Origin of the sequence: Pseudomonas sp. C32, assembly GCF_030417915.1 — a bacterium.
Lineage (GTDB): Bacteria > Pseudomonadota > Gammaproteobacteria > Pseudomonadales > Pseudomonadaceae > Aquipseudomonas.
Window position 1 is genome coordinate 1 of record NZ_JAUHUK010000004.1, and the last position, 16630, is coordinate 16630.

Genomic DNA, 16630 nt, shown 5'->3' on the forward strand with positions numbered 1-16630 from the left:
GAACTCAAGGGCGCCGCGATTATTCAGGCAACCCCCGTCATCGTTCACGTCCATCGCGAGCTCGCTCGCTCCTACAGGGTATGGTTACGGCAACTCTCGGCAGGCGTAGAACGCGCTCAGCACTTTGACCAGGTGAGCCAGGTCGTGGCTGCCGCACAGTTCACGGATCGAGTGCATCGCAAACGTCGGCAAGCCGATATCCACGGTGCGTACGCCCAGGTGGCTGGCAGTGATTGGGCCGATGGTCGAGCCGCAACCCATGTCGCTGCGCACCACGAAGCTCTGCACCGGCACTTCTTCAGCCATGCACAGATGGCGGAAGAAACCGGCGGTTTCGCTGTTGGTGGCGTAGCGCTGGTTACTGTTGACCTTGATCACCGGGCCGGCGTTGAGTTTCGGGCCGTGGTTGGCGTCGTGCTTGTCGGCGTAATTAGGGTGCACACCGTGGGCGTTGTCGGCCGAGACCAGCAGGGATTTCTGAATGGTGCGTACGAATTCGTCACCTTCAGGCAACAGGCGACGCAGGGTTTGTTCGAGCATCGGGCCGTCGGCACCGCAGGCCGAGCACGAGCCGACTTCTTCGTGATCGTTGCAAACCAGCACGCAGGTTTCGTCGGTATCTGCCGTGAGCAGCGCTTGCAGGCCGGCGTAGCAGGACAACAGGTTGTCGAGGCGCGCACCGGCGATGAAGTCACCGTGCAAGCCAATGACCGCGGCGCTTTGGGTGTCGTAGAAACTCAGCTCGTAATCGAGCACCACGTCGGCGTTCAAACCGTGTTCGCGGGCAAGTTGATCCGTGAGCACGGCGCGGAAGTCCACGCGCTCGTCACCGGCAAATTGCGCGAGGATCGGTGGCAGCTCGGTCTGGGCATTGATCGGCCAACCCATGTTGGCTTCACGATTGAGGTGAATGGCCAGGTTCGGAATGATCGCGATGGGGGCCTTGAAATCGATCAACTGGCTCTCGACCTTGCCGTCACGGCGGAAGGTCACGCGGCCCGCCAGGGACAGGTCACGGTCGAACCACGGGGCCAACAGCGCACCGCCATACACTTCGACGCCCAGTTGCCAGAAACCCTGACGTTGCAGTTCCGGCTGTGGCTTGACCCGAAGGCAGGGACTGTCGGTGTGGGCGCCGACCAGGCGAATGCCGCCGTGCAGCGGCGAGTGACGGCCCATCTTGATCGCGACAATTGAAGAGTCGTTACGGGTGACGTAGTAGCGACCGTTGGTTTCGGTGTTCCACGGTTCGCGTTCGTCGAGGCGTTGATAGCCCGCCGCTTCGAGACGCTGAACCAGGCTGGCGGTGGCATGGAATGGGGTAGGGGAGGCCTTGAGGAAATCGATCAGGCCTTGGTTCAACTCTTCGCGCATAAGCAGCTCCAGACAGCAATGGCGCCAGTTTAACGCATTGGCCCCGCGCATTGGGCAAGTGCTTTCGCAATACCCGGGACCCTCTGTTAGCCGATGATCAGATTGCCATTAAGGAATATTTCGCGACGTTGTTTGCGGCCAATATGTTCATGCTTGCTCGCGTGGTAGACCTCGTCGAATTTCTGCCGCGATAGGTCCGGAAACTGTCGGATGTGCTCGTCTACAAGGCGATCGTAGTTCGCTTCGGTGATGAGTTTGTAGATGTCCCGGCGATAGAAGAAACCGAGCTGGAAGCCGAGTGTTTCGCTGAAATGATGGGTTTGGTCGGCGAAGCAGTTTTCAAAGTCGATGGCTTTTAGTGGTTGCTGCGGCATTTCGCCGATCATGATGTTGCCAGCCCAGAAATCCATGTGCGTGATGTTCTTTCGGGACAGGGACTGCAACAGCTCGAAGGCGTTCTGAATGAAGGTTTCAACGTCGCCCGGGTTGCGTTTTAGCCACTGCACGCCATCCACATAACCATCGAGCAGGTGCGTGAGAATGAAGTATTCCTGGGTCAATCCCAGTCGGTTTCTGGTGTACCCATAGCCTTGCAGCGGTGGCATTTGTATGCCTCGACGCTGCGCTTCATGGGTATTGATCAGCTCCTCCAGCGGCCAGTCGAATCGCCCATTGCGCTGCGGTTTACCCAGGCTTACCCGGAGTTTGGCCTTGAATGTGTCCAGCGGCTGGACCTTTGCAAACAATGGCGTTTTGCCCGAAACCAATGGTGCGCTTGCACGAGTGAGTTTTTGGGCGCGTCGTTTTTTGATGAGTTGTTCGAGGGCCTGACGTGCTTCGATGCTCAGCTGTTCACTCAGGTGAAGGGTCGTGCTGCCGAAAACAAAGGTCACGGGGTAGTCGCATTGGAGCGCTTTACTGCTGAGCACGGGGGCGGCCTGAATGATGTCGGAGTGCCACAATTTTACTTTTGTTTACATTTTTTTGACAATATTTTAACGCTGCTTTTATGTTGTGTTTTTTTGTAACTGAAAATGAAACGCCCTTCAAAGGAAGGGCGTTTTCAGGTGGGGCTCAGGTGTCACTCAAAAAGGTGCGGGACACTCGAAGCGTAAGCGTTCGCCACTTTGCGGGTGCGTGAAGCTGAGCATGCTTGCGTGCAGGCACAGGCGTGGCCAGGCCGCCAGCGCCTGCTCATGTGCATAGAGCCCGTCACCCAGCAGCGGATGGCCGATGGAAAGCATGTGCACGCGCAACTGGTGGGAGCGGCCAGTGATCGGGGTGAGCTCGACACGGCACCAGTCGCCGCACCGCTCCAGCACACGCCAGAACGTCAGGGCATGTTTGCCGAACTCATGATCGACCACGTGGCGTGGCTTGGTGGGCGGGTCGTAGCGCAGGGGCAGATCGATACTGCCGCTGTCCAGTTCCGGTTGACCCCAGCACAGGGCGGTGTAGGCCTTTTCGGTTTCACGATCGTGAAACTGCCGAGACAGCTCGCGATGGGTGTCCGGGTCACGGGCCAGCAAAATGATGCCGGAGGTTTCCCAGTCCAGTCGATGGACAATTCGTGCTTCCGGGTAGCCGTTTTCCTGCAGGCGGGTAATCAGGCAGTCCTTGTTGTCATCGGCCCGGCCAGGGACCGAGAGCAACAGGGTTGGCTTGTTCACCACCAGTACGGCAGCGTCCTCATGGAGGATGTGGATGTTGGACAGCGGCATTAAAACAGCCTCGTAACAAATGCCAACGGCGGCTCGATCATTTGACGCCCTGCCTGTAGGAGCTGGCTTGCCAGCGATGGCATCAATGCGTTGTAACAGTTACAACGCGCTGCTTGCATCGCCGGCAAGCCGGCTCCTACAAAAAAGGGGCGCCCAAATGATCGAGCCGCCGTGGCTCCTGTCGGATCGACTCAGCGATCTGGCAGGGTGATATTGAGTTCCAGAATCGAGCAGCTGCCCTGGCTTTCCAGAGCGACATGCACGTCATCGGACCCGATATTGACGTACTTGCGGATTACCTCGACCAGTTCCTTCTGCAAGGCCGGCAGGTAGTCCGGGGTACTGCGTTGGCCGCGTTCGTGCGCCACGATAATCTGTAGACGCTCTTTCGCTACCGACGCGGTGCTTTGCTTTTTGTTGGCACGAAAGAAGTCAAAAAGGTTCATTGCTTAGTTGCCTCCAAACAGGCGCTCGAAGAATCCCTTCTTCTGTACATCAAGGAATCGATGATCCACGGTCTTGCCCAGCAGGCGATCTACGGTGTCGCTGTAGGCCTGGCCGGCATCGCTCTGGTCGTCGAGAATCACTGGAACGCCCTGGTTGGATGCCTTGAGCACCGCCTGGGATTCAGGGATCACGCCGAGCAGGGTCACCGAGAGGATATCCTTGACGTCTTCTACGCCGAGCATTTCGCCTTTGCTCACACGTTCCGGGTGATAACGGGTAATCAGCAGGTGTTCCTTGATCGGGTCTTCGCCGCGTTCGGCGCGACGGGACTTGCTGGCCAGCAGGCCGAGCATGCGGTCGGAATCTCGAACCGAGGACACTTCCGGGTTGGTCACGACAATCGCTTCATCGGCGAAGTACATGGCCAGGTGGGCGCCTTTCTCGATGCCGGCCGGGGAGTCGCAGACCACGAACTCAAAGTCTTCCTTGAGTTGCATCAGGACTTTTTCCACGCCTTCGACGGTCAGCGCGTCTTTGTCGCGGGTCTGGCTGGCGGCCAGCACGTAGAGGTTTTCCAGGCGCTTGTCTTTGATCAGGGCCTGTTGCAGGTTGGCTTCGCCGTTGACCACGTTGACGAAGTCATACACTACGCGGCGCTCGCATCCCATGATCAGGTCAAGGTTACGCAAGCCCACGTCGAAGTCGACGATCACTGTTTTGTGGCCGCGCAGAGCGAGGCCGGTACCGATAGCGGCGCTGGTGGTGGTCTTACCCACACCACCCTTGCCGGATGTAACCACGAGAATCTTGGCCAAGGTGTTTCACCCCTAAGGAAAAAGGACTTTTTTAGCCCCTGAAAAACATCTCTTTAAAAACTACTGCAGTCGGACAGCCTTGGCTGGAATTCGGTTTTGAGCGATGCCTACCCCCGGTAAACACTGCTTTTGGCCTTTTTCCTACTTCGTTTGAGCCGTTTTCGCTACGTTTTCGAGATGCTTGGAAAATGCGGCAGTATCCGTTAAAGACGAATGATGTTCAACACATCGCCCGATAGGCTGACTTGCACGCCCGAACCCCACAGCGGGTCGCGGCGCAGGTCCTCGGAAACCTTGTAATGGCCTGCAATCGAGATCAATTCAGCGCTCATTTGCTGGCAGAAAATCCTTGCCTTCTTGTCACCCTTGACACCAGCCAGCACGCGACCACGCATCGGCCCGTATACATGGATGTTGCCATCGGCGAGAAGTTCCGCCCCCGGGCTGACCGAGGAGATCACCACCAGATCGCTGCCCTGGGCATAAATCTGCTGGCCACCGCGTACTGGCGAAGTGATGATTTTCGTCGGCTTGATGGTCGGCTCGGGCGGTTTTTCCGGTTTTTTCTTCGGTTCGCCTTCGATCAGGTCCAGGGGGCGTTCCCGGGCACCGGACGGTGGCAACACCGGCAAGTCGACCGCAATGGCGGCGGCGATGTCTTCGATGCGGCTGGCGCGGATCGCCAGGGTACGCAGGCCATGCTGGCGGCAAACGCGCATCAGCCCCGGCAGATCGACGGCACCTTCACTGGCCGGGAGTTTGTCCAGGGCCAGTACCAGCGGCGCGTTGCTGAAGAAGTTGGGTGCCTGGGCGACCTTGGCGGCCAGTTGCCGATCAAGGCTTTCGAGGTCGTTACGGGCCAGTTCCAGCACCGTAATGGCCAGCATGCTGCCCTTTAACTGGAACACGGGATCTTGGTCTAGCGGTTCGGTTTGGCTCATGGTCGGCATACAACGACTTGTCACTAAAAGTGCCGAGACTTATAACGAGAACGCCCGCAGGCCGCAAGCCGGGTCGAACGATGTAGAATGCGCGGCCATTGTCATTCCGGAAGCATTAATGGACCGCCCGCGTTTTCAAAAAGCATTTCTATCTCCACGTTTCTGGCCGCTGTGGTGTGGCTTGGGGCTGTTGTGGCTGATCGTCCAGTTGCCGTATCCGGCATTGCTGTGGACTGGTCGCGCCCTGGGTGCGTTGATGTATCGCGTGGCCGGCGACAGACGGCGCATTGCCAGGCGCAACCTGGAACTGTGTTTTCCTGAAATGACCGCTGCCGAGCGCAAACACCTGCTCAAGGAAAACTTCGCCTCGACCGGCATCGCTTTTTTTGAAATGGCGATGAGCTGGTGGTGGTCGCGCAAACGGCTGGCGAGCCTGGCACACATCGAAGGGCTGGAGCATTTGCAGCAGGCCCAGCGTGAGGGCCGGGGCGTGATTCTGATGGCACTGCATTTCACCACGCTGGAAATCGGCGCGGCGCTGCTCGGCCAGAAGCACACCATTGATGGCATGTACCGCGAGCACAAGAACCCGTTGTTCGATTACATCCAGCGTCAGGGTCGTGAACGGCACAACCTCGATTCGCTGGCGATTGAGCGTGAAGACGTGCGCGGCATGCTCAAGTTGCTGCGCTCGGGTCGGGCGATCTGGTACGCACCGGATCAGGACTACGGCGCCAAGCAAAGCATCTTCGTGCCGCTGTTCGGCATCCAGGCCGCCACCGTGACGGCCACCAGCAAGTTTGCGCGGCTGGGCAAGGCGCTGGTGGTGCCGTTCACCCAGGAGCGTCTGGCGGATGGCAGCGGTTATCGTCTGGTGATCCATGCGCCGCTCGAGGGCTTCCCCGGCGAAACCGAAGAGGCCGACTGCCTGCGCATCAACCAATGGATCGAAAGCGTCCTGCGCGAGCATCCCGAGCAATACCTGTGGGCGCATCGCCGCTTCAAAAGCCGTCCACCGGGTGAGCCCAAGTTGTACGCCAAGCGCGGTTGAGTAACCGTTTCCCAAGCACCATGGAGCGTTGCGATGAGTTCTGCTGAACCGGTTACAGGGTTGATTCTTTCCGGCGGCGGGGCTCGGGCGGCGTATCAGGTCGGGGTGCTGGCGGCAATCGCCGAATTGCTGCCGCCGGGAGCGCGCAATCCGTTTCCGGTGATCGTCGGCACCTCGGCGGGCGCGATCAACGCCGTCAGCCTCGCCAGTGGGGCGATGGACTTTCGGGGCGCCATCGAGCGCCTGACGGCCTTCTGGCAGGGTTTTCGCAGTCATCTGGTGCTGCGCAGTGACTGGCCCGGGGTGATCGGCCAGGCCAGTCGTTTTGTCAGCCACAGCTTGTTAGGCATCGGCGCTCAGGTGCCGGTGGCGTTGCTCAACAGTTCACCGCTGCGGGATTTGCTCAACGACAAATTGCACATGAACGGCATCGCCGAAGCCATTGCCCAGCAGCAGTTGCAGGCCGTGGCGGTGACGGCGTTCGGCTATGAGTCGGGTCAAGCGGTCACCTTCTATCAGGGCGGTGGAAAAATCGACGCCTGGCTGCGCCATCGGCGTGTTGGCGTTCCGACCCAGTTGTCCGTTGATCATTTGCTCGCCAGTTCGGCTATTCCGCTGTTGTTTGCCCCGGTGAAGATCGGCGCAGAGTATTTCGGCGATGGCGCGGTTCGCCAATCGGCACCGATCAGCCCGGCGTTGCATCTGGGCGCGAGCCGGGTGCTGGTGGTGGGTGTCAGCGGCAACCCCCGCGGCGTCGACCCCGAGCAACCCTTGCTGCGTACGTACACCGGTCAGCAGCCAACCCTGGCGCAAATCGGCGGGCACATGCTCAACAGTACCTTCATTGACAGCCTGGAAAGCGATATCGAACTGTTGCAACGCCTGAACCAGTTCAGTCACCTGATGCCCGACGGCACGCCGATCCGTGCGCTGGGTGTGGCGCCCGTGGAGGTACTGGTGATTTCACCTAGCCAGCCGATCGACGAGATTGCTGCGCGTCATCGCCAAGAGCTGCCGGCGGCGTTGCGTCTATTTTTGCGTGGGCCGGGTGCGACCAAGACCAGCGGGGCGGGGGTGCTGAGTTATCTGCTGTTCGAGGCGGGGTATTGCGGCGAGTTGATTGAGTTGGGGCGCAGGGATGCGCTCGCCAAGAAGGGCGAGTTGTGCCGGTTTCTGGGGTTGATTTAGGGGCGAGCAAGCTCGCGATGGACGTTAACGATGACGCTGGGAGCCTGACCCCCCGTGGCGTTCTCTAGTTCATCGCGAGCAGGCTCGCTCCTACAGGATCAGAAGTGAACCTTGACCAGGAAGCTGGTCACGCTCTGATCGGTCTTGAAGCCCTGGCTGTCTTCAATCCCGTACTTGTTTTTCCAGTAGTCATACTCGACACCGACGTACAGTTGCTTGGCACCCAGGTTCAGCGCCTTGCCCAGGTCATATTTGACCTGTGGGTTGAAGTGCAGGTTGGCGTGGTATTCGCCTTCGTCGTTCACATCGTTGTCGACGACCCAGTCCATGTAGCCGTCGATCAGGATGTTCGAATCTCCGACCGGGACGGTGTAGGACCAAACGGGTGTGACCTGCCAGACATCGTCACCCGGACGGCCGCCCTCGGTGTGACGGTTGTAGAAGTTCAACTGGAAGTAGTCGAAGCCAGGAATGGCCAGGTCGAAACCAGGACCTACCAGGTACGATTCGGTGTCGTCTTCGCCAAACTCATAAGTCATGGCCAGCAAGACGTCCTTGATTGGGCCGAACTCGAATTTCTGGTCGAAAATCTTGCCGAACGACAGGCGCGGCTGGAACTCACCGTAGTGGGTGTTTTCTCCGGCGTAGTAGTCTTCTTCGCCGTTGTAGAAGATCTTGTCGATGAAGAAGAAGTTGTCGCCGTATTTCCAGCCATCGGCGTGCTCGAAGGTCACCGTCTGCTGGATGCGCGGGTTGACCTGGAAGTCCTTGCCGTAAAGGTAGGTCAGACTGTTGTCCTGCCATTGCAGCCATTCGCCGGCCATGGCTTGGCCCCCGGCCAGCATCGACCCTGCCAGCATCAGGCTAGTGCACGTACGTTTCATTCGGTTGCTCCCAAAAAGTAGGTGGTTCCACGTTATTTTTTTATGGTCGGCGCTCTGGTGTGACGCCTGTTCTTGCAGCATTAAACGATCATCCATTCGGTCAGCTTTATTGCGCTGCGCAACAGCTGTGCCAAGGCTTTCAAAAAGCAAAAAAACTCCCGTTCGACGGCCCGGGAGCAGTCGATTGAGAGTGTTTTTGGGTTGCCTTGATACCGTCCAGGGCCGGGATAAGCTGGCTTTCTGGTCAGGATTTACATCCGGGCTTTTTTTTAAACCGGATTCGGGCGGCCGCGGAGAATACTGACTCCTCGGCCAGGTCTCAAGTGCTCCGCAATGGCGCGCCGATGACACGGTTTGGGCGCTATTGCGAGGCAGCATCAGAAATGCACCTTCACCAGCAAGCTGGTGGTGTTTTCATTCGTGTCGAAGTTCTGGGTGTTTTGGATGCCGTACTTGTCTTTCCAATAGCTGTACTCGGCGCCGACATACACCTGTTTCTCACGCCAGCCGAAGGCTTTGCCCAGGTCGTATTTGATTTGCGGGTTAACGTGGACGTTGGCGTGGTAGGTGCCGTTTGAGTTCTGGTCGTTATCCACGACCCAGTCGATGTAGCCATCGATCAACAAGTTCGATTTGCCCAATGGAAGGGTGTAGGACCAGGCGGGTGTGATCTGCCAGACATCATCGCCGGGGCGCGAACCCTCGGTCTGGCGGTTATAGAAGTTCAAGGTGAAGAAGTTGAAGCCTGGTACCGCGAGGTCGAAACCGGGGCCAATCAGGTAGGCCTCGGTGTCGTCTTCGCCGTTCTCGTAGGTCATGGCCAGCAGCACGTCCTTGATCGGGCCGAATTCGAAACGACGGTCGAAGATCTTGCCGAAAGAGAGGCGCGGGCTGAACTCGCCGTAATAGGCGTGGACGCCTTTGTTTCGGTCTTTCTCGCCGTTGTAGTAGGTGCTGTCGATGAACATGAAGTTATCGCCGTACTTCCAGCGGTCGGCGTGCTCGAAAGTTATCGTCTGCTGGATCGACGGGTTGACCGCGAAATCCTTGCCATACAGATAACTCAGGCTGTTGGTCTGCCACAGCAGTAGATCGCCGGCCATGGCTTGACTCGCGGCCAGCAGGCCAGCACTCAACAGCAGGTTGGTTTGTGTCCGTATCATCTGTTGCTCCCTCTTGTTTTTATTTTTCAGGCGCAGGCAAACCCTGACCTTGTAGGAGCCGGCTTGCTGGCGAAGGGTCCAGAACATCCAGCATCGATGTCGTCCGGTACATCGTCTTCGCCAGCAAGCCGGCTCCTACAGGGTTTGCGTTTTTTCTTAGTGCGAGTGGGCCTGGCAATCGTTGATGGCCGCGCGTTCTGCGCCGCCGAGGATGTTGAACAGCAGGTTCAGTGTCAGCGCACTGAGCGTGGCCATGGCGATACCGCTGTGGGTGATCGGGCTCATCCACAATGGCAGGTGGGCGAAAAACTCGGGGCGCACCACCGGGATCAGGCCCATGCCGATGCTCACCGCCACCAGCAATTGATTGCGACGGTCACCGATGTCCGCTTCCTGGAGAATCTTGATCCCGGTGGCGGCAACCATGCCGAACATCGCGATCGCTGCACCACCCAGCACCGCGGGTGGAATCGAGGCCACCAGGAACGCGGCTTTGGGCAGCAGGCTCAAGACGATCAGCAAGCCGCCGGCGACGATGGTCACCGAACGGCAACGCACGCCGGTCATCTGCACCAGGCCGATGTTCTGGGCGAAAGAGGAGTGGGTGAAGGTGTTGAAGAACCCGGCGAAGAACGAGGCGCCGGCGTCACACAGCAAGCCACGACGCAGCATGCGCGGGCAGACTTCCTGGCCGGTGATCTTGCCCAGCGCGAGGAACATCCCGGTGGACTCGACAAAAATGATCACCACCACGAGGCACATCGAGAGGATCGGCGCGAGTTCGAATTTCGGCATGCCGAAATGCAGCGGGGTGACGAATTGCAGCCATGGCGCTTGATCCATGCCGCTCAGGTCGACCATGCCGATCAGGCCGCAGAGCACGTAGCCCAGGCACATGCCGATCAGGACAGAGATGTTGACCCAGAAACCGCGCATGAAACGATGCACCAACAGAATGGTGCCCAGCACCAGTGCGGCAATGGCCAGATAAATGGGGGATCCGAATTGAGTGGCACTCGCACCGCCACCGGCCCAATTCACGGCCACGGGGAACAGCGACAAACCGATCGAGGTGATGACCGTGCCGGTCACCAGCGGTGGGAAGAAGCGTACGACTTTGGACATGAACGGCGCGATGATCATGCCGAAGAACCCGGCGGCAATGGTTGCGCCGAAGATCCCTTGCAGGCCGATCCCAGGCATGCCGGCCATGGCGACCATGCTGCCGACGGCGGCGAAGCTGGCGCCCATCATCACCGGCATGCGGATGCCCATGGGGCCGATACCGAGGGACTGGACGATGGTGGCGATCCCGGCGACCAGCAGGTCGGCGTTGATCAGAAAGGCGATTTCTTCACGACTCAGGCCAGCGGCCTGTCCGATGATCAGCGGCACCGCGATGGCGCCACCGTACATCAGCAGAACATGTTGCAAACCGACCAGGATCAGTTGCAAAAGGGGCAAACGCTGAATGGCGGGTGCGTCGGGGATGCGCGCTGCGGATAGCTCGGACATGCAACACCTCGGATCTTTTTTATTCTTTTGATTTTGTGCGTCAGGCAACCGCTGTGCGGTTGATCGCCAGCAAGCCGGCTCCTACAGGTTTTGGGTCGGTCGCTTCATTTGTGAACGACATAAATCCGTAGGAGCCGGCTTGCTGGCGATGCTTTTAACGATGAATCAGTTGGTCTGGGCTCCCTGCGCAATCCACGCACCGATCAGGTCACGTTCCTGCTGGGTCATCTGCGTGATGTTGCCCAGTGGCATGATCTGGCTGGTGACGGCTTGCGCCTGAATCCGGGCTGCGTTCTGGCGGATCTGCTCGGGGGTGTCGAACATCACACCGGCAGGGGCCGCACTGAACAGCGGGCTGGTTGGCTTGGCCGAATGGCAAACCGAGCAACGTTCCTGAATCACGCTGTGCACCTTGCCGAAACCGGGACCGGCGTTGGATGCCTGAGCCGGAGCGGTTGCAGGTGTCTCGGCAGGTTTGGCTTCAGCCGGTTTCAAGCCACCGCCCACTGCAGTTTCCGGCAATGGCTGGTACTCGATGGCAGCAGGGGCCTTGGCCACTTCAGGGGCGCTGGACATCGGCTTCGGACCGGACACGTAAGCCAGGCAGATCATGCCCACCGCTGCCACCGGCAGGGTCCAGGCAAACTTGTGGCTGTCGTGACGGGTGTTGAAGTAGTGACGCACCAACACGGCCAGTACCGCGATCCCGGCCAGGATCAACCAGTTGTACTGGCTGCCGTAGGTGCTCGGGAAGTGGTTGCTGATCATGATGAACAGCACGGGCAAGGTGAAGTAGTTGTTGTGACGCGAACGCAGCAGGCCTTTGGCCGGCAGGGCCGGATCCGGCGTGCGGTTCTCGGCAATCGCCGCCACCAGCGCGCGTTGCGCCGGCATGATGATGCGGAACACGTTGCCGACCATGATGGTGCCGATGATCGCGCCGACGTGCAGGTACGCACCCCGACCGCTGAACACTTTGCTGAAGCCGTAGGCCGCGGCGATGATCAGGACGAACAGGATTGCGCCAAGCAGGGCAGGGCGTTTGCCCAGGACCGAGTCGCACAGGAAGGAGTAGATGAACCAGCCGATGAACAGCGAGCCGATACCGATGGCCACGCCTTCAGGCCCGCTCAGGGTGCTGCCCGGAGCCAGCAGGTAGAGCGTCGGGTTGGAGTAGAACACCACGCACAGCAGCGCGATACCCGACAACCAGGTGAAGTAGGCTTCCCATTTGAACCAGTGCAGGTTGTCCGGCATGGTCGGTGGAGCCAGTTTGTATTTTTCCAGGTGGTAGATACCGCCGCCGTGGATCGCCCACAAATCACCGGCCAGACCGCTTTTCGGGTTGACCCGATTGAGGTTGTTTTCCAGCCAGACGAAATAGAACGACGCACCGATCCAGGCCACGCCAGTAATCATATGAACCCAGCGCACGCTCAGGTTCAGCCATTCCAACAGATGTGCTTCCACAGTCTTTACCTCTCGCCTGTCACTCTGTTGTCGAGTGATCAGACCTTCTCTTATTGGTGGGGGGCGAGGATCAAACGCTCATCCTCTTTGAAAAAATGCTCATCGCAGTTATTGCCTGTGCCACTGCGATCAACCACCAGGAAGTCATCCCGCTTTTCGATCGTCAGCACCGGGTGGTGCCAAACGCCGCGATGGTAATTGATGCCCTGCCTGCCGTTGGTGACGAAGGCGCGGACCAAGCCTGATACAGGTGCATCGCCAACGGGCGCGACCACGATCAGAAAGGGGTTGCCGAGCAGTGGAATGAAAGCCTGACTGCCCAGCGGATGGCGCTCCAGCATGCTGACGGTCAGCGGCATGTCCTGCGCGTCGGCGCGGAAGATGCTGATGATCGCGTTATCCTCTGGCTTGGCGGTTTCGACCGTGGCCAGTTTGTGGAAGCGCATGGTCGAACCGTTGTTGATCATGAAGTGATCGCTGCCGTCGGTTTCGATCACGTCACCGAAAGGGGCGAAGGCTTCTTTGGTCAGCGGTTCAATCGTTAATGTGCGCATGCTGTTCTACTTAATCTCAAATGTGTTGGTGTGCAGCTTTTGTAGGAGCCCGGCTTGCCGGCGATGGCGTCGGTAAAGGCGCCATCGCCAGCAAGCCGACTCCTACAGGTTTCCCATCAGCGCTTATTTAGCGACCTTGCCCAAAACGCGCAGGCGGCTCACACCACCATCCGGGAACACGTTCAGGCGGATGTGGGTGATCGGGCCCAGTGCCTTGATCTGCTCGGCGAAGGTGTGCTCAGCGTGCATTTCCAGTTTTTGTGCTGGCAACAGTTCACGCCAGAACAGCGACTGGGTTTCGATCTGGCTGTCGGTACCGCCCTTCACGAACGCGCCCTGGATCGAGCAGGTGTCCGGGTAGTTGCCTTTGAAGTGCAGGGTGTCGACGATGACTTTCTCGATCTCGCCCGGGTGACCCAGCGCGACGATGACCCAGTCATTGCCCGGTGTACGACGACGTGCAGTTTCCCAGCCGTCGCCCATGTTGATGCCACGGCCCGGGTTGAGGATGTTGCTCATGCGGCCGAAGTGTTCGTCGGAGCAGGCGAGGGCGCGGCCACCGTTGAGGGCTGCGGCCAGGTCGACTTGCTCATTGTCACCGACAGCGGACCAGTCGCGGAACGGAATGCCGTACACGCGCAGACGGGCCACGCCACCATCCGGGTAGATGTTGAAGCGCAGGTGGCTGAACGACTGGTCGTTGTTGATTTCGTGGAAGTGGTGGCTGTTGCCTTGCAGCTCGACGGCGGACAGCACTTCAGTCCACTGGGTGTTTTCATCAGGCTCGCCCGAGGCCAGGAAGCAGGCTTCCAGAGAGGCCGATGGCGGGAAGTTGCCGGTGAAGAATGAAGTGTCGATGTCGACGCCCTTGATCGAACCCGGTACGCCCAGGCGGATCACTGCGCTGTCGAAGCCTTCGAAGCGCTTGCGGCGCGATTCCCAGCCGTCCATCCACTTGCCGTTGTCATCGAACACGCCCTCCTTCCATACGGCCGGGGTCGGTTGGAACAGACGGTTGGCGTCTGCGAACCAGTCATCGGTGACCGAGATGATTTTGGTGCCCAGGCGGGCGTCGGCCAGGTTGACGAACTTCTCGAAAGGTACGGCGTAAGCTTTCATTCTTCTTGTCTGCCTTTAAATAAGTGGCTTGGGATGCTTGCAGTGCCCTGGGTGTTTTCGCGTTTTTAACACTCGGGCAAGGCTCGCTATAGGGTCAGTAAACGGAACAACGCAATCTTGTTGATCTCGGCCAGCGCGCATTTGAATTCGGTATCGACCGAGTTGTGAATGCGCGTTTCGAACGCTGCGAGGATCTGATGCCGGTTGCTGCCTTTTACCGCCATGATGAAGGGAAACTTGAACTTGGCTTTGTAGGCGTCGTTCAGCTCGGTGAAGCGTTGGAACTCTTCGGCCGTGCATTGGTGAATACCGGCGCCAGCCTGTTCATTGGTGCTGGCTTCGGTCAGTTGGCCCTGGACGGCGGCTTTGCCGGCCAGGTCCGGGTGAGCGACGACCAGCTCAAGCTGGCTTTCATGATCGGCGCTCAACAGGATGTCGCTCATGCGCTGGTGCAGGGTTTCGATCTGGTCGATCGAAGCGTCCTGGCCCAGGTCGAAGGCCTTCTCGGCCACCCATGGCGAATGTTCGTAGATGTCGGCGAAAGCGGCAACGAAGGCATCGCGGCTCAGGGTCGAAGGTTTAACGGTTTGAAAGGTGCTCATTGGGCGGCCCCTGTGTACGGGTGGGTTTCTTGCCAGTGACGTGCGATGTCGACGCGACGGCTGAACCACACCTGTTCATGACTTTTAGCGTATTCGATAAAGCGCTTGAGCGACGCCAGACGCGCCGGACGGCCGATCAGGCGGCAGTGCAGGCCGATCGAAAGCATTTTCGGGGCGTCGCGGCCTTCGGCGTACAGCACGTCGAACGCGTCTTTCAGGTATTCGAAGAAATCGTCGCCCTTGTTGAAACCCTGCACCTGGGTGAAGCGCATGTCGTTGGTGTCCAGCGTGTACGGGATCACCAGGTGCGGCTTGCCGGTCGGGTTGTTCGGTTCCCAGTAGGGCAGGTCGTCGTCGTAGGTGTCGCAGTCGTAGAGGAAACCGCCTTCTTCCATCACCAGGCGACGGGTGTTCGGGCCGGTGCGGCCGGTGTACCAGCCCAGTGGGCGTTCGCCGGTGATTTCGGTGAGGATACGGATCGCTTCGAGCATGTGCTCGCGTTCCTGGGCTTCGTCCATGTACTGGTAGTCGATCCAGCGATAGCCGTGGCTGCAGATCTCGTGGCCGGCATCGACCATGGCGCGGATCACGTCCGGGTGGCGCTGGGCAGCCATGGCCACGGCGAAGATGGTCAGAGGGATGTCGAATTCCTTGAACAGTTTCAGAATCCGCCAGACTCCGGTGCGGCTGCCATACTCGTAAAGGGATTCCATGCTCATGTTGCGCTCGCCTTGCAGCGGCTGAGCGGAAACCATTTCCGAGAGGAAGGCTTCAGACTCTTTGTCACCGTGCAGGATATTGCGCTCACCACCTTCTTCGTAATTGAGCACGAACGACAGGGCGATGCGGGCATTGCCCGGCCAGTGTGGATGCGGAGGGTTACTGCCGTAACCGACCAGGTCGCGTGGGTAGTCAGCGCTCACTGCAGTTTTCCTTCTTGTTCGGTGATATCGGTGGGTGTGACGCACCTTGGGTGGAGATGGCAGGCTGGCGTCACAGCGATGTGGTGATTGTATACAACTTTATATTCAATTTGTAAGCCTGAATTTTCGCATTTTTCACCAGCTGTCATCTTTTGCTGTTATTGGTGTGAGCCCGCACGAAATCTGCCCGATCCATCAGCTTTTGATTTGAAGGTTCACAATCTGCGGGCTTTAGCGCCAGATTGGCGAAAAATCCAGGGAGGGCGGAAGTGGTGTTAAAAATGTCGTTTTTATTGTGTACAATTTTTTTGAAAAATGTCTTAATCAGTCGCTCGCCGCAGCGTTTCGTGCTTCGAATCGATGCGGTCTCCTTTTCAACTGACTTCGGGAGGCGCGAAGTCTGACTGCTCCACGCAGGCAGGCGCGCAGAATCAATGGGACGTTTGACTACACACGTTTTGGACGCAGCACACGGTTGCCCGGGCAGCTCGATCAAGGTCGAGTTGTACCGCGTTGAAGGTTCGCACCTGGAATTGGTCGCCAGTGCGATAACCAATAGCGATGGTCGTGTCGATGCACCGCTGCTGCAAGGCGATGACTACCGCACCGGGGTCTATCAGGTTCAGTTTCACGCGGGCGATTACTACCGTGCCCGTGGTGTCCAGTTGCCGGAACCTGCTTTCCTGGACGTGGTGGTGCTGCGTTTCGGCATCTCTGCCGAGCAGGATCACTACCATGTGCCGCTGTTGATTTCGCCTTACAGCTACTCCACGTACCGCGGCAGCTGATCCCCCAAGCAGCTGCCACATCCTGGAAGCGACTGCGCATATAGCTTCTTTGGTTTTCGCCCGCTCACACTGCGG

The 16630-nt window shown here is 58.8% G+C and carries 17 protein-coding genes; 3 read left to right on the forward strand and 14 right to left on the reverse strand.

What is annotated here, in order from left to right; all coding sequences use genetic code 11:
* Nucleotides 1-84 precede the first annotated feature (84 nt).
* From QYH43_RS05485 to minC, 6 genes are all read right to left on the reverse strand, one after another.
* On the reverse strand, nt 85-1374 hold the full coding sequence (locus QYH43_RS05485) for a M18 family aminopeptidase (RefSeq protein ID WP_301156597.1): 1290 nt from the start codon (nt 1372-1374) through the stop codon (nt 85-87).
* Between the two features lie 86 nt (nt 1375-1460).
* The gene (locus tag QYH43_RS05490) at nt 1461-2303 is read right to left on the reverse strand and encodes a hypothetical protein (RefSeq protein WP_095059361.1); all 843 of its coding nucleotides are present in this window, start codon (nt 2301-2303) and stop codon (nt 1461-1463) included.
* 156 nt (nt 2304-2459) lie between these two features.
* Complete coding sequence (locus tag QYH43_RS05495; protein WP_053156990.1) at nt 2460-3095, reverse strand: RluA family pseudouridine synthase; 636 nt, start codon at nt 3093-3095, stop codon at nt 2460-2462.
* A gap of 191 nt (nt 3096-3286) precedes the next feature.
* Complete coding sequence (gene minE / locus QYH43_RS05500) at nt 3287-3541, reverse strand: cell division topological specificity factor MinE (protein ID WP_007974947.1); 255 nt, start codon at nt 3539-3541, stop codon at nt 3287-3289.
* A gap of 3 nt (nt 3542-3544) precedes the next feature.
* On the reverse strand, nt 3545-4357 hold the full coding sequence (gene minD, locus QYH43_RS05505; RefSeq protein WP_090453967.1) for a septum site-determining protein MinD: 813 nt from the start codon (nt 4355-4357) through the stop codon (nt 3545-3547).
* Between the two features lie 203 nt (nt 4358-4560).
* Nucleotides 4561-5298, reverse strand: a complete 738-nt coding sequence (gene minC, locus QYH43_RS05510) for a septum site-determining protein MinC (protein ID WP_301156598.1) — start codon at nt 5296-5298, stop codon at nt 4561-4563.
* A 118-nt stretch (nt 5299-5416) separates the two neighbouring features.
* On the opposite strand from minC, the gene QYH43_RS05515 reads away from it, so the two are divergent.
* Together QYH43_RS05515 and QYH43_RS05520 are read left to right on the forward strand one after the other, a co-directional pair.
* Nucleotides 5417-6349 carry a lipid A biosynthesis lauroyl acyltransferase gene (locus QYH43_RS05515; RefSeq protein ID WP_095059315.1) on the forward strand — a complete coding sequence of 311 codons (933 nt, stop codon included), beginning with the start codon at nt 5417-5419 and terminating at the stop codon, nt 6347-6349.
* 33 nt (nt 6350-6382) lie between these two features.
* Nucleotides 6383-7537 (forward strand): patatin-like phospholipase family protein, encoded by a 1155-nt coding sequence (locus tag QYH43_RS05520; protein ID WP_095059314.1) that lies wholly within the window; start codon nt 6383-6385, stop codon nt 7535-7537.
* Nucleotides 7538-7635: 98 nt separating this feature from the next.
* Here QYH43_RS05520 and QYH43_RS05525 read toward each other — a convergent pair whose 3' ends face one another.
* The 8 genes from QYH43_RS05525 to puuE form a co-directional block, all read right to left on the reverse strand.
* Entirely contained in the window at nt 7636-8421 is a 786-nt protein-coding gene (locus QYH43_RS05525) for an outer membrane protein OmpK (RefSeq protein WP_095059312.1), read from the reverse strand.
* 377 nt (nt 8422-8798) lie between these two features.
* Nucleotides 8799-9584 (reverse strand): hypothetical protein, encoded by a 786-nt coding sequence (locus QYH43_RS05530; protein WP_095059357.1) that lies wholly within the window; start codon nt 9582-9584, stop codon nt 8799-8801.
* 156 nt (nt 9585-9740) lie between these two features.
* Nucleotides 9741-11099: a nucleobase:cation symporter-2 family protein gene (locus QYH43_RS05535; protein ID WP_095059309.1), complete on the reverse strand. Its 1359-nt coding sequence runs from the start codon at nt 11097-11099 to the stop codon at nt 9741-9743.
* Between the two features lie 165 nt (nt 11100-11264).
* Nucleotides 11265-12569, reverse strand: a complete 1305-nt coding sequence (locus QYH43_RS05540) for a urate hydroxylase PuuD (RefSeq protein WP_095059307.1) — start codon at nt 12567-12569, stop codon at nt 11265-11267.
* Between the two features lie 50 nt (nt 12570-12619).
* Nucleotides 12620-13123 carry an ureidoglycolate lyase gene (locus QYH43_RS05545; RefSeq protein ID WP_095059305.1) on the reverse strand — a complete coding sequence of 168 codons (504 nt, stop codon included), beginning with the start codon at nt 13121-13123 and terminating at the stop codon, nt 12620-12622.
* A gap of 123 nt (nt 13124-13246) precedes the next feature.
* Nucleotides 13247-14242: an allantoicase gene (gene alc / locus QYH43_RS05550; RefSeq protein WP_095059303.1), complete on the reverse strand. Its 996-nt coding sequence runs from the start codon at nt 14240-14242 to the stop codon at nt 13247-13249.
* A gap of 86 nt (nt 14243-14328) precedes the next feature.
* Entirely contained in the window at nt 14329-14844 is a 516-nt protein-coding gene (gene uraD, locus QYH43_RS05555) for a 2-oxo-4-hydroxy-4-carboxy-5-ureidoimidazoline decarboxylase (RefSeq protein WP_095152555.1), read from the reverse strand.
* Nucleotides 14841-15767, reverse strand: coding sequence for an allantoinase PuuE (gene puuE / locus QYH43_RS05560; RefSeq protein ID WP_095059299.1), 927 nt, complete (start codon nt 15765-15767; stop codon nt 14841-14843). The genes uraD and puuE overlap by 4 nt, the downstream gene beginning before the upstream one ends.
* Nucleotides 15768-16201: 434 nt before the next feature.
* Between puuE and uraH the strand changes: the two genes are divergently transcribed.
* Complete coding sequence (gene uraH / locus QYH43_RS05565) at nt 16202-16555, forward strand: hydroxyisourate hydrolase (RefSeq protein WP_003223171.1); 354 nt, start codon at nt 16202-16204, stop codon at nt 16553-16555.
* Nucleotides 16556-16630: the final 75 nt, after the last annotated feature.

What these genes read in the sequence shown, in the direction of transcription:
- QYH43_RS05485 (WP_301156597.1), bottom strand. Translation starts at nt 1,374, where the DNA reads ATGCGCGAAGAGTTGAACCAAGGCCTGATCGATTTCCTCAAGGCCTCC.
- QYH43_RS05495 (WP_053156990.1), bottom strand. Translation starts at nt 3,095, where the DNA reads ATGCCGCTGTCCAACATCCACATCCTCCATGAGGACGCTGCCGTACTG.
- minE (WP_007974947.1), bottom strand. Translation starts at nt 3,541, where the DNA reads ATGAACCTTTTTGACTTCTTTCGTGCCAACAAAAAGCAAAGCACCGCG.
- minC (WP_301156598.1), bottom strand. Translation starts at nt 5,298, where the DNA reads ATGAGCCAAACCGAACCGCTAGACCAAGATCCCGTGTTCCAGTTAAAG.
- QYH43_RS05515 (WP_095059315.1), top strand. Translation starts at nt 5,417, where the DNA reads ATGGACCGCCCGCGTTTTCAAAAAGCATTTCTATCTCCACGTTTCTGG.
- QYH43_RS05520 (WP_095059314.1), top strand. Translation starts at nt 6,383, where the DNA reads ATGAGTTCTGCTGAACCGGTTACAGGGTTGATTCTTTCCGGCGGCGGG.
- QYH43_RS05525 (WP_095059312.1), bottom strand. Translation starts at nt 8,421, where the DNA reads ATGAAACGTACGTGCACTAGCCTGATGCTGGCAGGGTCGATGCTGGCC.
- QYH43_RS05530 (WP_095059357.1), bottom strand. Translation starts at nt 9,584, where the DNA reads ATGATACGGACACAAACCAACCTGCTGTTGAGTGCTGGCCTGCTGGCC.
- QYH43_RS05535 (WP_095059309.1), bottom strand. Translation starts at nt 11,099, where the DNA reads ATGTCCGAGCTATCCGCAGCGCGCATCCCCGACGCACCCGCCATTCAG.
- QYH43_RS05545 (WP_095059305.1), bottom strand. Translation starts at nt 13,123, where the DNA reads ATGCGCACATTAACGATTGAACCGCTGACCAAAGAAGCCTTCGCCCCT.
- alc (WP_095059303.1), bottom strand. Translation starts at nt 14,242, where the DNA reads ATGAAAGCTTACGCCGTACCTTTCGAGAAGTTCGTCAACCTGGCCGAC.
- uraD (WP_095152555.1), bottom strand. Translation starts at nt 14,844, where the DNA reads ATGAGCACCTTTCAAACCGTTAAACCTTCGACCCTGAGCCGCGATGCC.
- uraH (WP_003223171.1), top strand. Translation starts at nt 16,202, where the DNA reads ATGGGACGTTTGACTACACACGTTTTGGACGCAGCACACGGTTGCCCG.